A 24650-nucleotide genomic window follows, 5' to 3' on the forward strand; every position below is an offset into this window, starting at 1 on the left:
CTACACGGCACCTTCCCCAGAGAACATCGTCTTCAGCGTGCCGAATATCAACCGCAGGTCCTGGCGCAGGCTGCGATTCTCTATATAGCGAAGATCCAGCTCAACCATTTCGTTGAAGCCCAGGTAGCTGCGGCCCATTACCTGCCAAGGACCGCTGCAGCCGGGTTTTACCGCCAGGCGCTTCATGTCGTGCTCGCTGTACAGGGCAACCTCGCGCGGCAGGCCGGGGCGCGGGCCAATGAGGTTCATTTGGCCCAAGAACACGTTGATGAGCTGGGGCAGCTCGTCGATGCTGTGCTTGCGAATGAAGTTACCCACACCGGGAATAATGCGCGGGTCGTGCTTCATTTTAAACATGGGGCCAGTGGCCTCGTTTTGGGCCTGCAAGTCCTTGAGCATTTGGTCTGCGTTGGGAACCATGCTGCGGAACTTGTAGATCTTAAACAGGTAGAACGTGCCGTCTTTGCGCACGCGGCCCACGCGCCACTGTGAATATAGGGGGCTGGCGCCCGGGCTCTTTATGCAAATGACCACGCTCAGAATTACCCCGGGAATAAAGAGCAACACCAGGGCTCCGCCGGCGGCGACAATGTCCACCGTACGCTTAACAACGCGGTAGAGCCTGTGCCCAAGCTCGGGCTTCACGCCGGAGTTGGCACCGCGCAGCATCTTGTACGCTTCTTCGTTTGTAAGGTAATCCCCCGCAGCACCGGCTGCGGCAGTAACGGAATTCGCCGTGGCGGCCGTGCGCGTCTCCCGCGCGCCCTGTGCCATGGTCATCATCGTAGGCTTCAAGAGCCCCTCCCCTGATACTTTTTGCCTTCGGTCGTCCGCTTGCGAGCTTGCAGCTAGGCGATCGCTCTTCTGTGATTGCGCATAACGCGCTGCTCTTTTGAAAGCACCGCAAGGCCAACGCGGGTGGTTACGCGTCGGCCGCACAAGTCGAGCTCCAAAAAGGCAGTGCTCTTGCGTCTGTTAATGGTTTTGATAAGGGCCTCGTGCCCCAGCAGCGGGCCTGCCGTTACTACGACCTGGTCTCCATCCTTTAGAGCCTCGCTCATGGGCACCACGCGGTCTCCCCTATTGGTAAAGCTGCCAATGAGCTGGGTCTCTTCTTTTGCCAGCGGCACAAACCGACCGTCCTGGGAAAGCACCCGGGCAAAGTCGTCCATGCGCAGCAAATACTGTTGCACGGTGCGCGGATCCGCCGTATCGCAAATGAGATAACCGGGAAAGAGCGGCTTGGTCGTGCTGACCCATTCGCGGTGTAGCTTGATCTCGGTTTGATATTGGGGATAAAAGAGCTCCTGCATGACGCCAGCCGGCACCATGCGCTCGATGCGCTCGCGCATAACGTCTTCGCGACCGTTAGTGACTTGGATCACATACCACACGAGCACCACCCCCTTGCTGTCTTACGTATGGCTCACGGGGTTTGGGTATGGCTACGCCAAGGCGCTTGTGCGCGAAGGCGCTCCATATTCAAACCCTGAGCCCAGTTAGACAAGCACGTGGCTCTGCCCCACCGTGAACGGTATGTATAAATGCAACGCTGAGGTCACAGACACGTATCGTAAGAATGCCTGCAACCTCAGCTGACTGCGTGCGAGCCGGTCAAGTAATTTCAAAACTGGACCGCACGCAAACAGCTGAAGGACTGCCGTGGTTTGCCGTAACAACTTATTGCACCTTCTAATGCGAACTTATAAATAGCCGCAAAAGCAAGTGCAAAACGTGCATGGCAATCGATATTGGAGCTCGTGGTTTTTCTAACACCGCCGTTACGGCCGGATGCTGATCGACCCTGCGCTTTGCGACTTGCTGGAGCCGCGAGCACAGTTGAACTCATGTAACGTTAGGTATCCTAGCACAAGCTGGTAGCGAAACTGATTTGGCTTGTGGTGGACAACATATCGTTCATTTAGCGTGTTCAAGGGGGTTGTTTTGGGATGTTGTTCACATTGGCGCAGGATATTGGGGTGCTAGCGGAGGTTATGGATGCTCCTGAAGCCCGAATTGACCAGCGAGGCGTACTGGTAATTGCGTTTGTCCAACAAACTATGTACAGACATGGGAAATAAATTGTGCAACTTTTTGTTGGCGTAGGTGGGGTTTGCAGCGCGTGGTGTTTTGGCATGAAAAAAGGCCTTCGGAATTCCGAAGGCCTTTGCATTCACGATGGTGGAGACGAGGGGGATCGAACCCCTGACCTCTTGACTGCCAGTCAAGCGCTCTCCCAGCTGAGCTACGCCCCCGTGACGAGGAGATACTATAGGGGAAGTTGGCGTGGGGTGCAAGGACTTTTTTGGGTCAGACTCTAAATGTCTCTTGATATAGGTAAGCGATGGCGGTGCCGGTATGGACTTGGATCGTGGCTGTTGACCTGACGACGTTGCTGATGCCGGTGTCGGCCAACAAACCCAGCGGGGCGTGATTTAGTTCCCATTCTAGGCCGTGTTCGCTTACCTCGGTGTTAGGGGCAATGGCGATGATGGAGAACGTCTTGCCCTCGTGGCCTTCGATGGTCCACGATTCGCCTGCGCGAAGGATGCGGGCGACAACTTTGTCCTCGGCAATCCAGACTGGGGCATCCTCGTAGCCTGCGAGCAGGCCCAGTACGGATAGCGCCATATCAGGACGGCCACCCGTGGCGCAGGTCGCAACCACTTCGGCACCCGGCCAGCGACGACGGACGGAATCGAGCGCCAGCGCCAGATCGGTATAGTCCTTGTACGGGTCGTGGCGCTCAACTTCAAAGTCGGTGGCGTCATCGACCAACGCGCGACCGGCGTCGCTCACCGTGTCGGCATCTCCTACATACACGTCGCACCCCAGTCCCGCGACCAGCAGCGCGTCGAGTCCGCGGTCCACGGCAACAACGTAATCGCACTCCCCTGCTAGCCTACGCAACAGATCCGCGCTCACCACCACGAGCGAGCCGCAGACCACTAATACCTTGCAAGCCACAGCCCTCGCCTAGCCCTCAAACTCAAGAACGCTGACCAGGTACAGGTCCTCGTAGCTGTCGATAAAGATATCGCAGTTGGCGCGCACATCGTCGCGCTTCATGCGGCCGTGCGGATCATAAATGCCCACGCGCTTAAAGCCGGCGGTGCCAGAGCTCTTAAGGCCAAAGACGGCGTCCTCAAACACCCACACGCGCTCAAATTTGCATCCGTGGCGCTCCTCCAAGCGGCGCAGCGCCAACTCGTAGACATCGGGGAACTGTTTGGAGCGTCCTGCCTCGCCCGTCGTGGTAACAAACTCCATGTAAGCATCGAGCCCGGCACCCGCAAGCGCAGACTTAACCAGCTCGGCCGGTGTGGACGTAGCCACGCACATGGCAATACCGGCCTCCTTCGCCTGCTCCAAAAATGCAAGCAGACCCTCGCGTGGCGGCACCTTAGAGTAGCCATCGATCAGAATGTCGCTCAGCTCGCGATACAGCTCCTCGCCATTTGCGCCAATGCCCCAGGTGTCGTGGTAGGCCTGGCACTCGTCCTCGAGCGACAAATGCTCAAACTGGGCAAAATCGTCGACCGTCACGTCAACTCCGTGGCGGTGCAATAACTCGGGCTGGGCATAGGCCCAAACGGGGGTGCTATTAACCAGCGTGCCGTCGCAATCGAAAATAAAAGCGACATTGGGAGCGGCGGTCTGGGACATAAATGTACCTTTCGATGTCAAATGGTAAACAACCTGCTAAAAACGTTTTACCAAACGTCAAACCAACAATCAAAAAACCCTTATTGGTAAAGCTGTCAAGAGTTTTACCACGGCAATTCTGCCAGTGGTCTAAACATGGCGCTTACCGATTAAACGCCGCCCTAAAACCACTTTCCTTCATAAAAGTAACGTACAGGTGTTATCGTAGTTTCTGCCGAAAGTTCCACCGAGCACGCGAGGTGGAACGAATCATAGAACTATCGCCGTCCCTTCGATTCGTGCAGCCTTGGACCTTTCGCATCTAGTCACCAAGGCAACACGCTGCCGCGTCATGATGGGATCAAACGTGAGCGATACAAAGCTAAAGCCAACGGCTAAAAAGCCCGCAACCCGTAAAGCCGCCCCGCACGCACCGGAGCTCACCAAGGACGATGTCTATCTATTTGGCATCGGCACGTGGGAGCGCAGCTGGGAAAAGATGGGCGCGCACCCCGACACGCAGAACCGTACGCGCGGCTGGCGCTTTTGCGTTTGGGCGCCCGATGTAAAGAGCGTGCATGTCATTGGTGAATTTAACGACTGGGATGAGGAAGCCAACCCTCTGGTGCCCGTGCATACGAGCGCTATTTGGGAAGGCTTTATTCCTGGCGCAGAACAAGGTCAGCTCTATAAATACCTTATCGAGACCAACGAGGGCGAAAAGCTCTACAAGGCCGATCCGTATGCCTTTAAGGCCGAGTGCCCTCCTGGAACGGCGAGCGTGCTGTGGACACTCGACGGCTATAAGTGGAACGACGCCGCATGGCTCAAGCGCCGCGCTGGCCACAACCACATGTCGCAGCCGCTCAACATCTACGAGGTGCATATTGGCTCGTGGAAGCGCCACGGCGATGCGCCGCAGGGCGAGCCGGACGAGTACGGCAACTACCCAGGCCCCATGGACCCCTTCCCCGCGCAGCGCGGCGAGTTCTATACCTACGACGATCTGTCGGTGGAGCTCGTGGACTACGTGCGCGACATGGGCTACACGCATATCGAGGTCATGCCGCTTATGGAGCATCCCTTCGATGGTTCCTGGGGCTACCAGACGACCGGCTACTATGCCGCCACGTCGCGCTATGGCGACCCGCAGCAACTCATGCACTTTATCGATGCGTGCCACGAGGCGGGCATCGGTGTGATCATGGACTGGGTGCCCGGCGGTTTTTGCGCCGACTCCCACGGCCTTGCTACCTTTAACGGCCATATGCTGTTTGAGCACGAGATTCACCCCAACTGGGGCACGCACAAGTTCGACTTCGCCCGTGGCGAGGTCCGCTCCTTTCTGGTCTCCAACGTGCTGTACTGGCTCGAGAACTTCCATGTTGACGGCATTCGCATGGACGGCGTGTCCAGCATGCTGTACCTCAACTTTGGCATTGATGATCCCGGCCAAAAGAAGTTCAACAAGTACGGTACCGAGGAGGACCTGGACGCCAGCGCGTTTATCCGCCAGGTCAACTGCGCTGTGGAGGCCCACTTCCCCGACGTGATGATGATGGCCGAGGAGTCCACCGCGTGGCCGCTCGTGACCTATCCGCCGCAGGACGGCGGCCTGGGCTTCCACTACAAGTGGGACATGGGCTGGATGAACGACACCCTGCACTACATGCAGACCGATTTTCCGTGGCGCCCCGGCAACCACGGGCTGCTCACGTTCTCCATCATGTACGCCTTTACCGAGAACTTTATTTGCCCGCTGAGCCACGACGAGGTCGTGCACGGCAAGTGCTCGCTGATCGGCCGCATGCCGGGCGACTGGTGGCGCCAGTTTGCCGGCCTGCGCACGCTGGCCTTCTACCAGATGACGCACCCCGGTGCCAAGCTCAACTTTATGGGCAACGAGATCGGCCAGTTTATTGAGTGGCGCTACTACGAGTCCATCCAGTGGTTCCTGACCGAGGAGTACGAGACCCACCGTCATCATCAGGCGTTTATCAAGGCGCTCAACCACCTTTACACCGCCGAGCCCGCCCTGTACGAGCGCGGCTACACCGACGACGGCTTTACCTGGATCGACGCGGACAACTCCAAGCAGTCCATCGTGAGCTTTGTGCGCCAGGGCGAGGACGTCGATGACGACCTAGTGATCCTGATTAACTTTGACCCGGCGAGCTACGAGAGCTTCCGCGTGGGCGTGCCGCGCGAGGGTGACTGGGAGGTCATCTTTGACTCCGACCGTCCCGAGTTTGGCGGCAGCGGCTATGCCGGCGAAGAGCCTTACACCTGCTCGAGCGAGCCCTATCCCTGGAACGGGCAGATGGACTCCATCGAGATTAAGGTGCCCGGGCTGGCTGGCGTGGTGCTTAAGCGCCGCGGCCCCAGCAGCTATAAGCCGCCTGTGGTCGAGGAGCCCAAGAAGGCGACGCGCAAGCGGGCGTCCTCGGTGAAGCCCAAGCCTGCGGCTGCCAAGAAGGCTCCGGCTAAGGCGAAGGCCACGACGACCAAGGCCAAGGCCAAGGCTGCCGCAAAGCCCGCTGCTAAGGCCGCAGCCAAGAAACCGGCTGCCAAAAAGGCCGCTACCAAGGCCAAGTCTGCTTCTGTTAAGCCGTCTGCCAAGGATGCGTAACAAAACCGTTACAGCTGTAATTAACCGCCCCGCGGGGGCGTAGGATACATGTCATAACCGTTCCGGGAGAAACATCCCCGGGGGAAAGGAACGTATGAATAAGATCTTCGACAACAAGCAGGAGTTTACCGAGCTCTATCGCGATGCCGTCATGAGCATCAGCGGCAAGAGCGTCGAGGCCGCCAGCGACCTCGACCGCTTTAACGCCCTGGCCAAGCTCGTGGCCGAGAAGGCGCGCACCGTTGCCACCAAGAGTGACGCCCGCGTCACCGCCGAGGGCAAAAAGCGCGTGTACTACTTCTCGATCGAGTTTTTGATCGGCCGCCTGCTCGACAACTACCTGCTCAACTTTGGCGTGCGCGACATGGTCGCCGAGGCGCTCGACGACATGGGCTTTGATCTGTCCGTCATCGAGAACCAGGAGCCCGATCCGGCGCTGGGCAACGGTGGCTTGGGCCGCCTGGCCGCATGCTTCTTGGATTCCATGGCAGCCGAGGGCATCGCCGGCTACGGCAACGGCATGCGCTACCGTTACGGTCTGTTTAAGCAGGAGATCGTCAACGGCAGCCAGGTCGAGGCCACCGACGAGTGGCTCACCCACGGCTATCCCTGGGAGGTCCGTCGTCAGGATAAGGCCGTGACCATTAAGTTTGGCGGCCGCGTCGAGGGCTTTGAGGAGAACGGCCGCACGTTCTACCGCACGGTAGACACGCAGGACATCCTGGCCGTCCCTTATGACATCCCCGTCGTGGGCTATGCCGGCGAAACCGTCAACAAGCTGCGCGTCTGGGCCGCCGAGCCGGTCGAGGAGCACTTTGATCTGGAGGCCTTCAACCGCGGCGACTATGCCCAGGCCGATGCCGAGCGCGCTGAGGCCGAGGCCATCAGCGCCATCCTCTACCCTAACGACGCCGGCGAGCACGGCCGTCTGCTGCGCCTGAAGCAGGAGTACCTGTTTGTTTCGGCCGGTATCTACAGCCTGCTCGACACCTTTGAGAAGGAGCACGGCGCGAACTGGGAGCTGCTGCCGCAGTTTGTAGCCATCCACACCAACGATACCCACCCCGCCATGTGCGGCCCCGAGCTCATGCGTATCCTCATCGACGAGAAGAAGCTCGAGTGGGATGACGCCTGGAACATCGTGACGCAGGTCGTGAGCTACACCAACCACACCATCCTGCCCGAGGCCCTGGAGAAGTGGCCAATCGGCACGTTCTCCAAGCTCCTCCCCCGCGTGTACCAGATCATCGACGAGATCAGCCGTCGTTGGCACGAGTCTTTCGACACCACGCAGGAGGGCTGGCAGGAGCGTCTGCGCCAGACCGCCATCCTGTGGGACGGCGAGATTCGCATGGCCAACCTGTCTGTGATCTGCAGCCACAGCGTCAACGGCGTGGCCAAGATCCATTCCGACATCATCAAGAACATCGTGCTCAAGGACTTCTATGCCCTGACGCCCGAGAAGTTCAACAACAAGACCAACGGCATCTCGCACCGTCGCTTCTTTGCCGAGGCCAACCCCACCTACGCCAGGCTCGTGACCGAGGCCATTGGCGATGGCTGGCTCAAAGACGCCTTTGAGCTTGAGAAACTCAAGGAGTTTAAGGACGACACCGAGTTCCTGAAGGCCGTGGGTGCCTCCAAGCGCGCCAACAAGGAGCGTCTGGCCGCCTACGTCAAGGCCGAGACCGGTCTGGTTATTGACCCCAACACCGTCTTCGATGTCCAGGTAAAGCGCTTCCATGCCTACAAGCGCCAGCTCATGAACATCATGAAGGTGATGGACATCTACAACCGTCGCATCGCCGATCCCAACTTCCACGTGACGCCGACAACCTTCATCTTTAGCGGCAAGGCTGCCTCGAGCTACACCTTTGCCAAGGAGACCATCCGCCTCATTAACTCCGTGGCCGACGTCATCAACAACGACGCCCGCGTCAACGAGGTCATGAAGGTCTGCTTTATCCCCAACTTCCGTGTGAGCAACGCTCAGCTCATCTACCCAGCCGCCGAGATCTCGGAGCAGATCTCCACGGCCGGCAAGGAGGCCTCGGGCACGTCCAACATGAAGCTCATGATGAACGGCGCCATTACGCTGGGCACCCTCGACGGCGCCAACATCGAGATCGCCGACCTGGCCGGCCGCGAGAACGAGGCCATCTTTGGCCTGACCGCACCCGAGGTCGAGCAGCTCTGGGCATCCAACAGCTACTTTGCGTGGGATACCCTCAACGGCGATCGCGAGCGTCTGGGTCGCGTTATGGACGAGCTCAAGGACAACACCTTTGCGGGTCTTTCGGGCAACTTCGAGAGTATCTACAACGAGCTCATGAACAACAACGACCCCGACCTGGTCATGGCTGACTTCCGTAGCTACGTGGATGCATGGGAGAACCTCACGGGCAGCTACGGCGACCAGGAGACCTGGAACCGCAAGGCCCTGCTCAACACCGCCTCGAGTGGCTGGTTCTCGTCCGACCGCACCATTCGCGAGTATCGCGACGAGATCTGGCACACATAAAGCGCGCGAGCTCCCTTTGCCGCACGGCATTACTCGACGGGCGTGACAGTGCGCCGCGCCCGTCGCTAATGGGTTAGGAACATCGATGACAGAAGGAGAAATCGATGAGTAAGAAAGAATGCATCGCGATGCTCCTCGCAGGAGGACAGGGCAGCCGATTGGGGGCACTCACCCAAAAGATCGCCAAGCCGGCGGTTAGCTTTGGTGGCAAGTTCCGCATTATCGACTTTTCGCTGTCCAACTGCTCCAACTCGGGCATCGACACGGTGGGCGTTCTGACGCAGTACCGTCCCTACCTGCTGCATGCCTACGTGGGCTCCGGCGAGGCGTGGGATCTGGACAGCCGCGACGGCGGCGTGTCGATCCTGCCGCCGTACGAGACGCAGACCGGCGGCGCCTGGTATGCGGGCACGGCCGACGCCATTACGCAGAACCTGGACTACATCAAGGCCAACGACCCCAAGTACGTTCTGATTCTTTCGGGCGATCACCTGTATCGCATGGACTACCGTAAGATGCTCAAGACGCACATTGATAACAATGCCGACCTCACGGTGAGCGTTATGCCCGTGCCGTGGGAGGAGGCCAGCCGCTTTGGCATCCTGACCACCGACCCCGAGGACGGCCGCATCACCAAGTTTACCGAGAAGCCCGAGAAGCCCGATTCGAACCTCGCGTCCATGGGCATCTACATCTTCTCGGCCGACGTGCTGATCGAGGCGCTCGAGGAGGACGCTCTGGACCAGCGCTCGAGCCACGACTTTGGCAAGGACATCATCCCCAAGCTGCTCGGTGAGAACAAGCGCCTGTACAGCTACGAGTTCCACGGCTTTTGGAAGGATGTTGGCACCATCGCCAGCTTCCATGAGACCTCGATGGACCTGCTGGGCAACAACCCCGAGTTCGATCTGTTTGACAAGAACTTCCCCATCATGTCCAACATCACCACGCGTCCGCCGCACTACATTGGCCCTGACGGCCGCCTGGACGACTGCCTGGTCTCCAACGGCTGCAAGATCTACGGCACCGCTCGCCACTCGATCCTTTCGACCGATGTCATCATCGAGGAGCGCGCCGTGGTCGAGGACTCCGTGCTGCTGCCGGGTGCGCACGTTAAGAGCGGCGCGCACATCTGCCGCGCTATTTTGGGCGAGAACTCCACGGTCGAAGAGGGCGTGAAGCTCGGCTCTGTCGATACCACCAAGGATACGGCCGTCGTTGGAAATGACGTCGTTATCGGGAAGGGGGAATGATCCGATGATCAATCGCAAGGCCATCGGTTATATCACCGCTAACTACTCTTCGACCTACGGCAGCGTGCTGCTCAAGGATCGCCCCATCGCGTCCGTTCCATTTTTGGGCCGCTACCGCCTGATCGACTTCCCGCTGTCCAACATGATGAATGCCGGCATCAAGACCGTCGGTGTCGTCATGCCGGGCAACTACCGTTCGCTGATCGACCACGTGGGCTCGGGCAAGGACTGGGGCCTGGACCGCAAGAAGGGCGGCCTGTTCATGGTGCCCGGCAACGCGTATGGCACCACCAAGGGCGGCATGCGCTTCCTGCTGCGCGACATCATCTCCAACAAGACGCTGTTCCAGCGCTCGGAGAAGCCCTATGTCGTGATGATGGGCACCAACATCATCTTTAACATGGACCTCAACACCATCATCGAGGCGCACGAGAACTCTGGCGCCCAGATGACCGTGGTGTACTGCAAGGCCACGCGCAACGTCGATGACGAGACCAAGCTCGAGATTAACGAGAACGGCCGCCTGACGGGCGTGAGCGCCGGCGTCGTGTACGGCGACAACGCGTCCATGGACTGCTGCATCGTCAACCGCGAGACGCTGCTCGAGATCATCGACCACTACCAGGCCGCCGACTATCTGGACCTGCTCGAAGCACTCCAGGGCGACTTTGGCAACATCGACGTGTGCAGCTACGAGTACAAGGGCGAGGTCGTGGGCGTGTTTAGCGAGAAGTCGCTGTATCGCCGCAGCATGGACCTGCTCGACCAGACCGTGGCCGATCAGCTCTTTGACCCCGAGCGCCCGATCCTGACCAAGGCTCACGACGTGCCGCCTTCGCGCTATGCGACCGGCAGCCACGCGTGCAACTCGATTATCTCGGCCGGCTGCATCATCAAGGGCACCGTGCGCAACTCAATCCTGTCGCGCGGCGTCGTGGTCGAGGAAGGCGCTTCGGTGACCAACTCGATCATCAACCAGAGCTGCATCATCAAGAGCGGCGCCCGCGTTGAGAACGCCATTCTGGACAAAAACAACGTGGTTCCCACCAACACCGAGCTTCGCGGCACGCCCGAGAACATCCTGGTGCTGGGCAAGGCTCCGTTAACTTCCGACACCACCATCGTACGTTAACGTTGGCACCGCAACATCGCTCGTAACATGTAGAATAGCCGCCCGGTTAGCGCCAGGCGGCTATTCTCGAATTGCAACATGGGAGACAATATGGCAGATTCCAGCAAAAAGATGCAGATCGTGTTTGCCTCGGCCGAGTGCGCGCCGTTTGTGAAGACCGGCGGCCTGGGCGACGTGGCGGGCTCGCTGCCTGCGGCGCTCGTGCGCGCCGGCGCCGAGGTTATCGTGATGGTGCCCAAGTACGCCACCATCAAGGACGAGTACAAGGCACAGATGGAGCACTTCTCCGACTTTTACGTGAGCCTGGGCTGGCGCAACGAGTACTGCGGACTCGAGAAGCTCGAGCACGACGGCGTCACCTATATGTTCATCGACAACGAGCGCTACTTTGCGCGCGACTATCCGTACGGCTTCTTTGACGACGGCGAGCGCTTTGCGTTCTTCTCCAAGGCCATCACCGAGAGCCTGCAGCACCTGCCCGCCGGCTTTGAGTGCGACATCCTGCACTGCAATGACTGGCAGACGGCACTGGCGCCCGTGTTTTTGCGCGAGTTCTACCAGGGCCTGCCGCTGTATGACCGTGTCAAGACCGTGTTCTCGATCCATAACGTGGCGTTCCAGGGCCAGTTTAGCGACACCGTGATGGAGGACATCCTGGGTGTGGCGCATATTCCGGCGGCCGCCTCGCAGCTGCGTTGCGATGCCTGCAGCATCAACTACATGCTGGGCGCGCTGCGCTATGCCGATGCCATTACCACGGTGAGCCCCACCTATGCCAACGAGATCCAGACGCCCGAATTTGGCGAGGGCCTGGACGGCGTGCTGCGCGAGCGTTCGTACGCGCTGCAGGGTATCCTGAACGGCATTGATGTGGCAGGCTTTGACCCGGCGACCGACAAGCGCATTGCCGCCAACTACACCGTCGGGGACCGTTCCGGCAAGGCCGTGTGCAAGGCCAAGCTGCAGGAAGAGCTGGGGCTCGAGGTTCGCGACGACCGTCCGCTCATGGTGATGGTCACGCGCCTGACGCGCCAGAAGGGCATGGACCTGGTCATGTACGCGCTCGACCGCATCCTGGCCGGCGGCGTGCAGGTGGCGGTGCTGGGCACCGGCGACCGCGACTACGAGGACGGTCTACGCTACTTCCAGGGCAAGTACCCCGGCACCATGGCCGCACGCATTGAGTTCGATCCGGCGCTGTCACAGCGCATGTATGCTGCCGCCGACATGTTCCTGATGCCTTCGAAGTTTGAGCCCTGCGGCCTGTCGCAGATCATCGCCATGCGCTACGGCACCCTGCCTATCGTGCGCGAGACCGGTGGTCTGAAGGACACCGTGATCCCGTATAACGAGTTTACCGGCGAGGGCACAGGCTTCTCGTTTAGTAACTTTAACGGCGACGAGATGGGCGACGCCGTGTTCCGCGCGGCACGCCTGTTCTGGGACAACCGCGATGCCTGGAACCAGCTGGTCACGCAGGCCATGAGCCAAGACTTTAGCTGGACGCGCTCGGCCGATAAGTATCTTGATCTGTATTTCTTTATGCATCCGGAGATTGAGAGGCCGGCGGCTGTTGTCGACGAGCCTGAGGTTGTTGCTGAACCGGTGGCCGCCGAGGAGCCCAAGGCCGAGGAGAAGCCTGTTGAGGCTGAGCCCGCAAAGGCCGAGCCTAAGGTGAAGGCTGAGGTTGCACTTGAGGCAGAGGACGAGGTCAAGACCGCTGCAAAGCCCGCAGCTAAGAAGACCACGACCCGCAAGACGACCGCTAAGAAGGCTACGACGACCAAAGCTGCCGCGACTAAAACAACGGCTGCCAAGACAACGACCACGCGCAAGCGCACGACCGCCGCTGCCAAGAAGGCCGCCGAGGCCGAGGCTGCTCCCGAGGTAAAGGCCGAGGTCGCTGAGGCCAAACCGGCCGCCAAGGCTCCGGCAAAGACCGCTGCCAAAAAGACGACCACGACTGCCAAGAAGGCAACAGCTGCCAAGAAGACCACGGCAACGAAGTCGACGGCCGCCAAGGCTACTGCGACCAAGGTCGAGGAGACGCCTGCCGAGCCCAAGGCCGAAGCAGCTGTCGAGGCCAAGCCGACCGCCAAGACCACCACGCGCAAGCGCACGACGACGGCCAAGAAGACCACGGCAAAGGCTGCCGCTCCTAAGGCAGAGGCTATGCCCGCCGCCGTCAAAGAGGAGACCAAGCCCGAGCCGGCACCGAAGGCCGCCGAGGTCAAGGCTAAGACCAAGGCTGCCCCGAAGGCAGAGGCTAAGCCCGAGCCTGCCAAGGAGACCCCGGTCTCCCCTGGCGCTCCGACCGAGAAAAAGACTCCGACCAAGAAGACTTCCGTCCGCAAGGCAACGGCCACCCGCAAGCGCCGCTAATCCAGACGATCCAAAACCTCATCAAACCCTAAGCAAGGGGCGCTCCAACCGGGCGCCCCTTCTCTGTTAATAGTTGGTAAAACGATTTTCTAGGACAACCGTTCGCCGATGGTAAACGGATGTTGTTTATACAGCCTATGTACAACAGATATACTTACATCCTGTGCGTAAAGCCATGGCCCGCAGGCCGTGATTCTATTGAACTGGACCGTATTATGAGATTGATTCACAACAGCCGTCTGCCGCAGTTTCGCACTCCGTTTGGCGCTGTGACCACAGGAACTTCCGTTTCGCTGTCGGTAATTTTGGAGGATGCCGACCCCAACCAGGCAACGCTTACGCTGCGAACCTGGGTCGATGAGATCGGGGAAACTCTGTATCCCATGACGCACGAGGGCGACGGCATCTTTACCGCCGAGCTGGAGTGCACCGAGCCCTGTCTTATCTGGTACAGCTTTATCTGCAATATCGAGGGCCAGCCCGAGGTTCGTCTGGGCGCACCGCAGGGCCGCACCGGCGGCGAGGGCGTAACCTACGACTACGCCGAGGTTCCGTCGTTCCAGGTCACCGTCTACAAGCACCGCGAAGTTCGTCCCGAGTGGTACGAGCGTGGCATGGTTTACCAGATCTTCCCCGACCGCTATGCCCGCGACGAAAACTGGCGCGAGCGCACGCTGGCCGAAGTCGAAAAACCGCGCAACGGAATCCAGCGCCGCATGGTCGAGGACTGGAACGAGCCGCCCGTATACGAGCGCGCCGAGGACGGCTCCATCAAGACCTGGGACTTCTACGGCGGCTCGCTCAAGGGCATCCAAAATGACCTGCCCCGCATCGCGGAGCTGGGCTTTACGGCCATCTACCTCAACCCCATCTTTGAGGCCGCGAGCAACCACCGCTACGACACGGCCGACTACACCAAGATCGACCCAATCCTGGGCACCGAGCAGGATTTTACCGAGCTGTGCCAGGCAGCCGAGAAGCTGGGCATCTCCATCATCCTGGACGGCGTCTTTAACCATACGGGTGACGACTCCATCTATTTCAACCGCTACGGCAACTACCCCGGCGTGGGCGCGTGGCAGAGCGAGGACTCGCCGTGGCGCGATGCGTTTTATTTCCACGAGGACGGCTCGTACGACTGCTGGTGGGGCGTGGGCAACATGCCCGCCATCAATGAGAGCTCCGAGCTGGTACGCGAGCGGCTTCTGGGCAAGGACGGCGTGATCCGTAAATGGCTACGTGCCGGCGCTCATGGCTGGCGCCTGGACGTCGCTGACGAGCTTTCCGACGACTTCCTGGCCGAGATCAAGAAGGCCGTACTTGCCGAGAAGCCTGATGCACTGTTGCTCGGCGAAGTCTGGGAAGACGCCTCCAACAAGATCAGCTACGGCCATCTGCGTCGCTACCTACAGGGCTCCGAGTTGGACTCTGCTATGGATTACCCCTTCCGCGACATGGTCATCGGCTTTTTGATGGGCTACAAGAACGCCTACCAGGCAGCCGAGGAAATCGAAACCCTGCGCGAGAACTATCCCCGTGAGGCCCTGTCCTGCGCACTTAATCTGCTTTCGAGCCACGACCGTCCGCGCATTATCTCGGTGCTCGGCGGCGGCCCCGACGAGTCGCAGCTGCCCGAGTGCGAGCGCAGCAAATGGCGCCTGGACGAGAACTCGATGGGCCTGGCCAAGAGCCGTTTTTGGCTCGCCACGCTCATGCAGATGACCTTCCCCGGCGTGCCTTCGATCTACTACGGCGACGAATACGGCCTGGAGGGTCTAACCGATCCGGGCAACCGCCGCACCCTGCCGACCAAGGACCAACTGCACGACTTCGACACGCTGGCTATTGTCAAAAACGCCTCCGCCGTACGCCGCGCACTGCCGTTTATGATCGACGGCGAGATCAAGGCCTTCGCGCTCAACGACGAGGTGCTGGCATACAACCGCACGGGCAGGGATGGCGAGTCCGCGACGGTTATCATTAACCGTAGTCTGCGCAATTCACACCGCGTGACGATTCCGGCGCTCGACGAATGCGCGAGTGATGTGATCAGCGGTCACGAGTGCGAGATCCACAACGGCACGGTCACGCTCGATTTGTATCCACTGGGCTCGTCGATTATCTATCACCATGCCGAGCAGCGCCTGCAGGAGCCGCTCGATCACGGCGCGGGCGTTGTGTGTCATATCACCTCGGTACCGACCGATGACGGCAAGCCCGGCACGATCGGCGCACCCACGCGTCGCTTTATCGACCATCTGTCCGCTATGGGCATGCGCTACTGGCAGGTCCTGCCTGTCAACCCAACGGACTTCTTCCGCTCCCCTTACGCCGGGCCTTCGGCCTTTGCGGGCAATATTGACCTGCTGCCCGAGAGCCAAGAGGAGCTGGCGGCCGACTTTGAGACTTGGAAGGCCCGTGGCGGCGAAGATGCCGATCCGCTCTACACCGCGTTTAAACATCGCAACGCCGATTGGCTCGAGAAATACTGCGTCTACATGGCCGTTAAGAAGTACTTTGAGGGCGAGTCGCGCCACGATTGGCCGGCGGATGTCGCGCGCTACAACGAGCACCTGATTGACGACAAGAGTTTCCACGACGAGGCAGAGCTGCAGGCTTACATGCAGTACCGCTTTGACCTAGCCTGGTGCGAGCTCATGAACTACGCGCACAAGAAGGGCATCGAGGTCATCGGCGATATCCCGATGTATGTCTCGGACGATTCGGCCGATGCATGGAGCGAGCCCGAGAACTTCTGGTTGTCCGATACCGGTAAGGCAATCGAGATCTCCGGTGCGCCGCCCGATAACTTTGCGCCCGAGGGCCAGGTGTGGGGCAACCCAACGTTCCGCTGGGACCACATGAAGCAGAACGGCTATAACTGGTGGATGGATCGTCTGCGTCGTGCGTTTTCGCTCTACGACCGTGTGCGCCTGGATCACTTCCTGGGCTTCCACAGCTACTTTAGCATTCCCGCGGGTAAGGCCTGCGCCGACGGGCGTTGGCTGGCAGGCCCGGGCAAGGACCTGTTCCAGACCGCCTATGACGAGCTGGGGCCGCTCAACTTTATCGCCGAGGACCTGGGCTACCTGACGCCCGGCGTTCGCGCCATGGCTTCGACTTGCGGCTTCCCCGGTATGGACGTACTGGAGTTTAGCGATTACGACGTTCGTTGCGGCGTGCACCCTACGCCCGGCAAGATCCTGTACACATCGACGCATGACACGTCGACGCTCGCGGGTTGGTGCACGCGCTCCTTTGCGGGCGGCGACGAGCCGAGCGGTGTTGAGGTGGCAGCCAAGCTGATGAGCGACGCGCTGACAAGCGACGCTCCCCTGGTGATGATGCCGCTGCAGGACGTGCTGGGGCTTGGCGACGACACGCGCATGAACGTACCGGGCGTGGCCACGGGCAACTGGACCTGGCAGGCCGATGAGGGAGATATTGAGGCGGCTGAGGATAAAACTGCACAGCTCCTGCGCAACACCCATAGATTCTGGGGCGAAGCGTGATAAAACCCCCGATATAGGGTACAGTTACAGACGTTTGAATTATTGCGGGCAGAGTAATCTGCCCGCTTTGTGCTGAAAAGGAAGTATTATGGCGCGCTACGATTACAAGTGCTCGAGCTGCGGCAACGTGTTTGAGTTTGAGCACCCCATGTCCGAGACCCCCGAGGTCGTGTGCCCCAACTGCGGCGCTCCGGCCGCCAAGACGTTCTCGGCCAGCGGTATTAAATTTGAGGGCAGCGGCTTCTACAACACCGACCAGCGCAGCGGTGGCTCAAGCACCAGCGCCACGAGCGGTTGCTGCGCCAACTGCCCGCACAGCCACTAGAAACCAATCAGCCCCGCGACCGACACCAATCGCGGGGCTGATTCTTTAGCTGCCCAGGTTTCCTTATGAGTTGCGGTGAAATAAGGACTTCATGGCGGGTAGATGCCGCTATTCAATCCCTATTTCACCGCAACGTAGTAATTACTTGTGAACCAGCCTGGCGCAAAAGTGGCCGTCGTAGGAATCGGCGTTTACCGGCACGCTTTGGAAGAGGCCTCGATCGTTCTGGCGTACGGATACGAGCTTCTTGGCCTGATCGAACTCGGGGAGTTGCAGAATCTGTGCCTCGGAAAGCGGCGCCACGCTAAAGCCGGCACCCTCGGGAGAAGCAAGGAACGCTTCCACCACCTGCGTGTTCTCCTCGTCGAAGACCGAGCACGTCGCATAGATGAGCTCGCCGCCGGCAGCCACGCGCGCAGCAGCCTCTTTGAGCATCGTCAGCTGCAGCTTGGGCAGCTCAACCGTCACGTCCTTTTCGGTCAGGCGCCACGGGATCTCGGGATGACGACGCATGGTTCCGGTGCCAGAGCACGGCGCATCGATAAAGACCGTGTCGAACTTAACCGGCTCGCCAAGCATGGCATCAAACGATGTGAGCACCTCATCAAGCTCGCAAGCATCACCCGAAACCGTACGAACGCCCTGAATACCGGCCTTATGCAGGCGAGCAAGATTCAGATCGCACTTACGATCATGTAGATCGAGCGCCGTATGCTGACGCTCATAGCCCGTACGCTTGGCCTGGCACATCATCACATAGGTCTTGGTGCCACGACCGGCACCAATCTCAAGGCAGCTACCAGGGCGCGTGGCAGCTGTGGCGATAAGTTGCGCGTTGAGATCAGATGCCACCGCGGCAGCACGCTCAAACGCACCCGAAGCAACGGTAACCTGGGCATCAACCGGGGCATGGCAGCCCGGGAAGACAGGTGCGACGAGCTGCGAGATATACGGATCGGGCTTGGAAGCAAAAGCGTTCTCATGCAGGGCCAGCGGCGCGGGGGCCAGATTGCCGGCAAAGTTAAGCGCACCCTCTGGCGTGTCAAACGATGCCATAATGCGAGCGCACAGCCATCGCGGCAAGCCCATCAGGCGAGACAGGCGAACCAAGCGTCGCTCAGACTCATCCACATCGGACGCAGTAGCAAAGTCCTCAACATTGTCCGCAACCTTATGCAATACAGCATTGGCTAAGCCAGCGGCGGACTTAGCACCACTGCGAACGAGCTCAACTCCCTGACTTACGGCAACGCGGCCCGGCGTATGCAGATAGAGCATCTCGAAGGCCGAGATACGAAGCGCCATGCGAACACGCGGCGCAACCTTTTTGGGCTTATCGAGAAACTGATCGAGCAACTCGTCCAAAATACCCTGCGTGGCGGCAACACCGAGCGCCAGGCGAGCGGCAAACGCAGAATCGCGCTGGTCAATGGCCTTGGCCGATGCGCGAGAGGACAGCACGTCGCGCGCATACATGCCGCGGCGATCGGCCTCCATCAGCACATCGAGCGCAAGCTTGCGCGCGGGAGACAGCTTGCTCATGACAAAACACCCCAGATAAGATCGGCACCCTGCAGGCCAGCAGCCCAAGCAGAAGCAGTCATAGCACGCTTGCCATCAGGCTTAACCTCGAGCAGTTCAACCGAGCCATCAGAAAGGCCCAGGTAAACACGCTTGGCCTTAACGAGAACCTGACCCTCGCCGAGCGACACATCAGCCGCCGCAGCATCGAGCACACGCACGGTCTTGCCGGCAATCACGCAACGAGCAGGCGCGGTATCGGACGAAGCCAGCACATGACGCACGCAATCAAGCGCCGCCATGTGCGGATCCAAGCGCATCTCCTGCTTAGAAATCTTGGCAGCATGGGTAACAAGCGACTCATCCTGTTCAGTCCACACGGCGGTGCCATCGGCAAGCGAAGGAAGCGTATCGGCAAGCAGTTTGCCGCCGAGCTCAGCGAGCTCCATAGTCAGCGCCTCAGCATGCTTACCGGCAACCGAGGTCGAGGCCTGCGCACAATAGGCGCCGGTATCCACGCCATGTCCAATGCGCATAATGGAAACGCCGGCAACCTCATCACCAGCGAGAATCGCACGCTGAATGGGAGCAGCGCCACGCCAACGAGGCAGTAGCGAAGCATGAACATTCACAATACCAAGCGGCGCTATATGCAGCACCTCATCAGGCAAAATACAGCCATAAGCAGCCACACAGAAAATATCAGCCTGGGCAGCCTGGAGCACCTCAACAACCTCAGGCGTCATACGATTAGCCTCAACAACAGGCAGACCAAGCTCGAGCGCCTTAGCCTTAACAGGAGACGGCTCCAGCTTCTTACCACGCCCACGAACAGCATCAGGACGAGTAACAACAAGCGCAATCTCATTCCCAGCCTCAACAAGCGAAGTCAGCGAAGGCACAGCAAAATCAGGCGTACCCATAAACACAATACGCAAAAAGAACGTCTCCTCTCAACCAAAGCCGAGACGGCTACAAAGAACAGCGGAAAGCCAAGTCACCAGCCCATCCGCAATAACATTTCAACAAGAACAAATATACCCAAAACCAAAGAAAGAGCCGCAATAAAAGCAGCTCTTTCAGCAAAGCACCTATCAGTGAAGACGCCCATCCCTGGCCCGACGGCACCCCGGGGACGGACAAACCTACTCCATCTCGCCCGGTCGAGCGCCGCGGGCCAGGGCGTCCTGGTACTCCTTGACGGCCTTGAGCCTCTGCATGGGCTTCAGTCGCTCGAACATAGTGTTGCCATGCAGGTGATCGATCTCGTGCTGCAGGCACACGCAGAACAGATCGCCCGTAGCCTCGTAGCGAATCAGGTTTGCGTCCAAGTCGTACGCCTCGACGACGACATGGTCGGGACGCTCGATCTCGCAGCTAATGCCAGGGATGGACAGGCAGCCCTCGCTAAACGGCACCAGATGGTCACTCTGCTCAACAATGACAGGGTTGATGAGCACGTACGGGTCGTAGTCGTTCTTGTCGCTGTAGTCGCAGTCAATGGTGACGAGCTGAATAAGCTCGCCGATCTGCGGAGCAGCCAGGCCGCAACCGCCGTTGTCGAACATCATCTTCTTCATCTTCTCGGCAAGCGCCTCGATCGCTGGGGTGATCTCCTCGATCACGGCGCACTCCTGACGCAGGCGAGGGTCGGGCGACAGTACGATTCCGTTGGCTTCCATGGCCATCCTTTCGGGTTGTTACATCAAATCATAGGCATCGACGTCAACGCTCACGCTCACGCCGCGCACAGAGCCCACCTCTTTGAGGCAGGCGTCGATATCATCAGAGACATGGTACCCCACAGGCGACTTCACAAGCAGATGGAAGCGGTAACGGTCCTTGGCTCTCTCGATTACACACGAAGCCGGGCCCAGCACCTGCGGCATGGCACTCCCCGCCCTCAAAAAGTCGGGCGCGGCGGCATGCCAGCGGCGCTTAAGAAGCTTTGCAATGCGCCCAATGTAGTCCTGCGCGTCGTCTCGGTTTGCCGACCACACCAAGATGTTGACCAGGCGAACAAACGGCGGGTACAGCGCGTCGCGGCGCTGGTCCAGATCGTAGTCGGTAAAGATCGAACGGTCGTGCTCAGCGACGGCACGAATGACCGGATCCTCGGGCAGATAGGTCTGGATGATGACCTCGCCGGGACGATCGCCGCGGCCGGCGCGGCCCGCCACCTGCTCCAGCAGATCGTAGGCGCGCTCCCCTGCGCGGAAGTCCGGCAGCTTGAGGGCGAAGTCGGCATTGACCACGCCCACGAGCGTGACCTCGGGAAAGTCGAGACCCTTGGCGATCATTTGGGTGCCCAGCAACACGGCGCAATCGGCCGCATCGAACTGCTCGAGCAGCTTTTTGTGCGCATCCTTGCCGCGCGTGGAATCGGCATCCATGCGGATGATGGCGACGTCCTCGGGCAGCATCTGGTGCAGTGCGTCCTCGATCTGCTGCGTGCCCAGCCCCATTTTTGCCAGGTAGCGGCTGCCGCACTTGGGGCAGCGACTCGTGGACGCGGGATACGGCTGCACGCGCCAAGACGAACCGCAGGTGTGACATTGCAGCGTGTGCGTGCGCTCGTGATACGTAAGCGCGGTGGAGCAGTGGTTGCAGGTGGGAACGCAGCCGCACTCGCGGCACATCAGGAACGGCGCAAAGCCACGGCGGTTATGCAACAGCACGGCCTTCTCGCGGCGTTCGACCACGCGATCCAAGCCCTCCATCAAGGGTTTTGAGAACATGGAGCGGCTGCCGTGAGAAAACTCACGGCGCAGGTCGGCAATTCGGACCATGGGAAGCACGGCGTGTCCCGGGCGCTCGGGCATCTCGACACGCGTCCAAGTGGCACCGTTATACGTGCCACGACGGCAGCGGTCGAGGGCCTCGGCCGAGGGCGTGGCGGAGCCCAACACGAGCGGGCAGCGATAGCGCCGCGCCATCTCGGCCGCCACCTCGCGCGCGTGGTAGCGCGGACTGGAGCCCTGCTTGTAACTGGTCTCGTGCTCCTCGTCGATGATGATGAGGCCCAAGTCGCTGAGCGGGCAAAAGAGCGCCGAGCGAGCGCCGACGACCACGCGGGCCGCACCGCTGGTAACCATATCCCACTGGTCCAGGCGCTCGCCGGCCGAAAGCCGCGAATGGAACACGGCGACCGTCTCGCCAAAGCGCGAGCGGAAGCGGCCGACGGTCTGGGCCGTCAGCGAAATCTCGGGCACCAGCACGCAGGCCGAGCGACCGGCTGCGAGCACGCGCTCGATGGCGGAGAGGTAAACCTCGGTTTTGCCGGAGCCGGTGACGCCGTCGACCAGCACCACGTCGCCATGAGCGTCCAGACGGGCGCGCTCAATCTGCGCGAGTGCGTGTTGCTGGCCGTTGGTAAGGGAGACCGGCGCCTTGCCGCTTGCCGAGGACAGCGTGGTCTGCTCGCTGCAGCCACGCCAGGCGCGGCGCTCTTCCACCACCACGACGCCGCGTTTTTCGAGCGACTTGATGGTCGCCGACATACTGTTATAGAGAAGGTTGAGGTCGCGCGACGTGACAGGACCACACTGGAGCGCCTCGATGAGTTGGCGCTGGCGGACCGCGGTCTTGGGTGGCGTGTAGTCAAAGCCTTCGGGCGTAAGCATCACCCAGCGGTTTTGGATGGGTTTGACGGCTGGACGTTCAACCGTCCACACGCCGTCGTCGCCCTTGACCACACGCGGGCTGCCGCCCGGTGGCAAAAACAGGCGCAGGCACTCGGAAAGCGTCGCGACATACTCGCGGCTCATCCAGCGCGCAATGCGTGCAGCCTCGGCGGTAAAGAGCGGTTTGCTGAGGATAGCCTCGATGGGCTTGATGCGCACGGGGTCGAGGGCGTTGTTGCCCGGCAGATCGCCCAGCTCGGGCGCGATGTCGACGATGTAGCCCGCGGCCGCACGGTTGCCAAAATGAACTAGGACGGTGGAGCCGATCTGGGCATCGTTGGCAAGGGGCTCAGGGATGCCGTAAACAAACGGTTCGGACAGCGCACGGGTAGGGATGTCCAGGACCACACTCGCATGGGCGGCAACGGGCTCAGGCTGCGCCGGGGCGACGGCAGGGGCCGCGGACTTCGGAGCTTCCTCCGGTTCCGGCGAACCAAACAGCGACAGTTGCTCGGCCATGGTCTCTGTACCTCCCATCCCATACGTCTTTAGAAACAAGAGCCCCGCTCGGGTGAACGGGGCTCGGATACATGCGTTTACGCAGCTGCTACAGCGCCATCGTGCGGGCGCGGTCGATGCGTGCCAGGCAGTCGTCGCGGCCGACGAGCGCCATGGTCTCGCCCAGCGGGGGGCTCACCATGTTGCCGCAGGCGGCGACGCGCACGGCCTGGAACACCACGCGCTTCTTAAGGTCCATCTGCTCGGGCAGCGGCTCAAGCGCGGCGTCGATGGCCTCGGCAGTCCACTTGTCCACGCCCTCGAGCGCGGCCTTGGCGGCATCCAGAATGGCGCCCATGCCTTCCTTAGCCAGGCCCTTGTTAACGGATTTCTCGTCATACTCGAGCGTCTCGGCCGTAGCGAAGATGGGAGCGGCGACGGTCACGGCGTCGGCCGGCATCTTGGTGCGCGGCTTGACGATGGCGGCAAGCGCATCGATCCAATCCTCGCCGTACTCGACGTTGCCCTCGATGAGACCCGCCTCGTGCAGCTCGGGGACCATGATCTCGTCGGCAAACTGGGCATCGGACATGCCGTTGATGTACTCGGCATTGACCCAGTCGAGCTTCTTGGGGTCGAAGGTCGCCGGGTTCTTGGAGATGCGGTCGAGCGAGAACTTGCTGGCCAGGACATCGCGCGGGATGATCGTGGTCTCGCCGTCGAGCGACCAGCCGAGCAGCGCCAGGTAGTTGACGAAGGCGTCGGAAAGGTAGCCGGCGTCGCGGTACTCCTCCACCGAAGTTGCGCCGTGGCGCTTGGAGAGCTTCTTACCGTCGGCGCCCAGGATCATGGAGATGTGGGCGAACGTGGGCACGGGCGCGCCGAGGGCCTCGTAGACCATGACCTGGCGCGGGGTGTTGGACAGGTGGTCGTCGCCGCGGATGACATGGGTGATCTTCATCATGGCGTCGTCGACGACGGTCGCGAAGTTGTACGTGGGCGTGCCATCGGAGCGGAAGATGACAAAGTCGTCGAGCTCCTTGGCGTCGAAGGTCACCTCGCCGTGAACGGCGTCGTGGATGACGACGTCGCCGCGGTCCTCGGGCACCTTGATGCGCAGGACGTAGGACTCGCCGGCCTCGATGCGACGGCGGGCCTCCTCGGGATCAAGGTCGCGGCAACGGCGCTGATAGCCCTGGAAGGGGTCCTTGCGCTCCTGCGCGGCCTTGCGGTCGGCGTCGAGCTGCTCCTTGGTGCAGAAGCAGGGATAGGCCTTGCCCTCGTCCCAAAGCTTCTGGGCGGCCTGCTTGTACAGGTCCAGGCGCTCGGTCTGGGCATAGGGGCCATAGTCGCCGCCCACCTCGGGACCCTCGTCCCAGTCCAGGCCCAGCCAACGCATGGCGCGCAGGATGATCTGCGTATTCTCGTCGGTGGAACGGGTGGGATCGGTGTCGTCGATGCGCAGGATGAACGTGCCGCCGTTTGCGCGGGCGAAAGCCCAGTTATAGATAGCGGTGCGGGCGCCGCCGATGTGCAGCTTGCCCGTCGGTGAGGGTGCAAAGCGGACGCGAACGTCTGATGCCATGGAAATCTCCTCGATTGCAGGATG

16 protein-coding genes and 1 tRNA gene are annotated in these 24650 nt (G+C 60.6%); 7 read left to right on the forward strand and 10 right to left on the reverse strand.

The window, feature by feature from the left end:
• From DW850_RS03695 to DW850_RS03715, 5 genes are all read right to left on the reverse strand, one after another.
• On the reverse strand, positions 1 to 795 hold the full coding sequence (locus DW850_RS03695) for a sugar transferase (RefSeq protein ID WP_199575518.1): 795 nt from the start codon (positions 793 to 795) through the stop codon (positions 1 to 3).
• Between the two features lie 53 nt (positions 796 to 848).
• Positions 849 to 1400 (reverse strand): antiterminator LoaP, encoded by a 552-nt coding sequence (gene loaP, locus DW850_RS03700; protein ID WP_233540603.1) that lies wholly within the window; start codon positions 1398 to 1400, stop codon positions 849 to 851.
• Positions 1401 to 2179: 779 nt separating this feature from the next.
• Positions 2180 to 2255: transfer RNA gene (locus DW850_RS03705), tRNA-Ala, on the reverse strand.
• 55 nt (positions 2256 to 2310) lie between these two features.
• Positions 2311 to 2967, reverse strand: a complete 657-nt coding sequence (locus DW850_RS03710) for a thiamine diphosphokinase (RefSeq protein ID WP_117786268.1) — start codon at positions 2965 to 2967, stop codon at positions 2311 to 2313.
• 9 nt (positions 2968 to 2976) lie between these two features.
• Entirely contained in the window at positions 2977 to 3666 is a 690-nt protein-coding gene (locus DW850_RS03715; protein ID WP_117786269.1) for an HAD family phosphatase, read from the reverse strand.
• A gap of 331 nt (positions 3667 to 3997) precedes the next feature.
• Between DW850_RS03715 and glgB the strand changes: the two genes are divergently transcribed.
• From glgB to DW850_RS03750, 7 genes are all read left to right on the forward strand, one after another.
• Positions 3998 to 6274, forward strand: a complete 2277-nt coding sequence (gene glgB / locus DW850_RS03720) for a 1,4-alpha-glucan branching protein GlgB (RefSeq protein ID WP_117786270.1) — start codon at positions 3998 to 4000, stop codon at positions 6272 to 6274.
• A gap of 94 nt (positions 6275 to 6368) precedes the next feature.
• Complete coding sequence (locus DW850_RS03725; RefSeq protein ID WP_117786271.1) at positions 6369 to 8795, forward strand: glycogen/starch/alpha-glucan phosphorylase; 2427 nt, start codon at positions 6369 to 6371, stop codon at positions 8793 to 8795.
• Between the two features lie 104 nt (positions 8796 to 8899).
• Positions 8900 to 10048: a glucose-1-phosphate adenylyltransferase gene (locus DW850_RS03730; protein ID WP_117786272.1), complete on the forward strand. Its 1149-nt coding sequence runs from the start codon at positions 8900 to 8902 to the stop codon at positions 10046 to 10048.
• Between the two features lie 4 nt (positions 10049 to 10052).
• Entirely contained in the window at positions 10053 to 11180 is a 1128-nt protein-coding gene (glgD, locus tag DW850_RS03735; RefSeq protein ID WP_099431724.1) for a glucose-1-phosphate adenylyltransferase subunit GlgD, read from the forward strand.
• Between the two features lie 90 nt (positions 11181 to 11270).
• On the forward strand, positions 11271 to 13562 hold the full coding sequence (gene glgA / locus DW850_RS03740; protein ID WP_199575525.1) for a glycogen synthase GlgA: 2292 nt from the start codon (positions 11271 to 11273) through the stop codon (positions 13560 to 13562).
• A gap of 215 nt (positions 13563 to 13777) precedes the next feature.
• Positions 13778 to 17074: a 4-alpha-glucanotransferase gene (locus tag DW850_RS03745; protein WP_117786273.1), complete on the forward strand. Its 3297-nt coding sequence runs from the start codon at positions 13778 to 13780 to the stop codon at positions 17072 to 17074.
• Positions 17075 to 17162: 88 nt separating this feature from the next.
• Positions 17163 to 17399: an FmdB family zinc ribbon protein gene (locus DW850_RS03750; protein ID WP_117786274.1), complete on the forward strand. Its 237-nt coding sequence runs from the start codon at positions 17163 to 17165 to the stop codon at positions 17397 to 17399.
• A gap of 141 nt (positions 17400 to 17540) precedes the next feature.
• On the opposite strand, the gene DW850_RS03755 is transcribed toward DW850_RS03750, so the two are convergent.
• The 5 genes from DW850_RS03755 to gltX form a co-directional block, all read right to left on the reverse strand.
• Complete coding sequence (locus DW850_RS03755) at positions 17541 to 18941, reverse strand: RsmB/NOP family class I SAM-dependent RNA methyltransferase (RefSeq protein ID WP_117786275.1); 1401 nt, start codon at positions 18939 to 18941, stop codon at positions 17541 to 17543.
• Complete coding sequence (fmt, locus tag DW850_RS03760; RefSeq protein ID WP_117786276.1) at positions 18938 to 19858, reverse strand: methionyl-tRNA formyltransferase; 921 nt, start codon at positions 19856 to 19858, stop codon at positions 18938 to 18940. The genes DW850_RS03755 and fmt overlap by 4 nt, the downstream gene beginning before the upstream one ends.
• 207 nt (positions 19859 to 20065) lie before the next feature.
• Positions 20066 to 20602 carry a peptide deformylase gene (gene def, locus DW850_RS03765; RefSeq protein ID WP_117786277.1) on the reverse strand — a complete coding sequence of 179 codons (537 nt, stop codon included), beginning with the start codon at positions 20600 to 20602 and terminating at the stop codon, positions 20066 to 20068.
• Positions 20603 to 20620: 18 nt separating this feature from the next.
• A complete protein-coding gene (gene priA, locus DW850_RS03770; RefSeq protein WP_233540604.1) occupies positions 20621 to 23062 on the reverse strand; it encodes a primosomal protein N' in 2442 nt (813 codons plus the stop codon).
• An 88-nt stretch (positions 23063 to 23150) separates the two neighbouring features.
• On the reverse strand, positions 23151 to 24626 hold the full coding sequence (gene gltX, locus DW850_RS03775) for a glutamate--tRNA ligase (protein ID WP_117786279.1): 1476 nt from the start codon (positions 24624 to 24626) through the stop codon (positions 23151 to 23153).
• Between the last annotated feature and the right edge of the window lie 24 nt (positions 24627 to 24650).

Origin of the sequence: Collinsella sp. AM36-4AA, assembly GCF_003467795.1 — a bacterium.
In the GTDB taxonomy this organism is placed as follows: domain Bacteria; phylum Actinomycetota; class Coriobacteriia; order Coriobacteriales; family Coriobacteriaceae; genus Collinsella.

What these genes read in the sequence shown, in the direction of transcription:
- DW850_RS03755 (WP_117786275.1), bottom strand. Translation starts at nt 18,941, where the DNA reads ATGAGCAAGCTGTCTCCCGCGCGCAAGCTTGCGCTCGATGTGCTGATG.
- DW850_RS03750 (WP_117786274.1), top strand. Translation starts at nt 17,163, where the DNA reads ATGGCGCGCTACGATTACAAGTGCTCGAGCTGCGGCAACGTGTTTGAG.
- priA (WP_233540604.1), bottom strand. Translation starts at nt 23,062, where the DNA reads ATGGCCGAGCAACTGTCGCTGTTTGGTTCGCCGGAACCGGAGGAAGCT.
- DW850_RS03730 (WP_117786272.1), top strand. Translation starts at nt 8,900, where the DNA reads ATGAGTAAGAAAGAATGCATCGCGATGCTCCTCGCAGGAGGACAGGGC.
- glgB (WP_117786270.1), top strand. Translation starts at nt 3,998, where the DNA reads ATGATGGGATCAAACGTGAGCGATACAAAGCTAAAGCCAACGGCTAAA.
- def (WP_117786277.1), bottom strand. Translation starts at nt 20,602, where the DNA reads ATGGAAGCCAACGGAATCGTACTGTCGCCCGACCCTCGCCTGCGTCAG.
- gltX (WP_117786279.1), bottom strand. Translation starts at nt 24,626, where the DNA reads ATGGCATCAGACGTTCGCGTCCGCTTTGCACCCTCACCGACGGGCAAG.
- glgA (WP_199575525.1), top strand. Translation starts at nt 11,271, where the DNA reads ATGGCAGATTCCAGCAAAAAGATGCAGATCGTGTTTGCCTCGGCCGAG.
- DW850_RS03725 (WP_117786271.1), top strand. Translation starts at nt 6,369, where the DNA reads ATGAATAAGATCTTCGACAACAAGCAGGAGTTTACCGAGCTCTATCGC.
- DW850_RS03745 (WP_117786273.1), top strand. Translation starts at nt 13,778, where the DNA reads ATGAGATTGATTCACAACAGCCGTCTGCCGCAGTTTCGCACTCCGTTT.
- DW850_RS03715 (WP_117786269.1), bottom strand. Translation starts at nt 3,666, where the DNA reads ATGTCCCAGACCGCCGCTCCCAATGTCGCTTTTATTTTCGATTGCGAC.
- glgD (WP_099431724.1), top strand. Translation starts at nt 10,053, where the DNA reads ATGATCAATCGCAAGGCCATCGGTTATATCACCGCTAACTACTCTTCG.